Raw genomic sequence first — 1,027 nt, 5'->3', positions numbered from 1 at the left:
ATACATGACGAGCTGCTTAAAATTGGTGAAAATATGGGAATAGGGGTTATAAAACAAATATTAACTAACAAAGAGTACACAGGCGAGGAAATAGAGGAATGCGAATATGCAGCGAAAGTTCGCGGGAAAGAGCAAAAAAAACGGCGATATAGAAGGTCTTATCCACAAATAATCTCAAAAGAAACATACGATAAATGCCGACAGGTTGCAAAAAAAAATAATAATAACATTGATAAATCCAAAAACATATATTACGCCAACAAACTAATAAAGTGCAGCGGTTGCGGGTCGAGTTTGACTGCGTCAAAAAAACAGGTCGTTTATTTATGCAACAACAAATACAATAGGCAAACCAAAATAGAATGTTCTGGGGGAGATTCAATAAATATAAATGTGATAGATAGCCTTTTATGGCATTTAGCCAAAGAAGAGGAGGTATTTTTCCTTCTCAACCTCAGCGAAAAAAATATAGTTGAATGGAAAAATGAGATTGATAGACTGCAAAACGAGATAGATAACTCCGACAAGCAGTATAATGCGGTTGTCGCGAAAAAGAAAACCGATATCTCGAAAGTAATGCGTTCACTCGGAGAGAAAGAATTGGAGGCATTTGCCGTTGCTGAAACAAAAGACGAAAGACAACGAATCAAACAAGACAAGATACATTGCGCAGAAGAAATAAAACGCCTCACGAAAATAATAGCCGAAAGCGAGCCGCAATATAACGGTGTTATGGAAATAGGTGAGAGAAATGGAGAACTCGCTATAGGATTTCGCGAAGACAAGACCATGGAAAAAAACATCTCAAAACATTTGGATGCTACGGACGACAAAACACGCTACGAACTCGTCCACAAGCACATAAAGTCTGTTAATGTCAAAAACGAATCAACAAAAACCAAACGAATTACGGGATACTTCCACGAAATTTACGGCAGAGATGGAAATGCATATAACTTCTACTATTATGATTTCCGGGAAAAAGACAAATCCAAAAAACTCTATCAAATAATGCCTGAAAGAATTT

At 36.9% G+C, this 1,027-nt stretch carries 1 protein-coding gene and 1 pseudogene; both read left to right on the top strand.

Translation table 11 applies throughout. The features are described 5' to 3' along the window. Positions 1-33: 33 nt before the first annotated feature. Positions 34-357, top strand: a pseudogene (locus ASC50_RS08380) (recombinase family protein); the annotation flags it as partial. A 36-nt stretch (positions 358-393) separates the two neighbouring features. Then, on the top strand, positions 394-1,027 hold a 634-nt coding region (locus ASC50_RS07585), incomplete at its 3' end, for a hypothetical protein (RefSeq protein ID WP_262482181.1).

The organism is Candidatus Symbiothrix dinenymphae, assembly GCF_001431085.1.
This window is presented reverse-complemented; position numbering and strand designations above follow the sequence as displayed.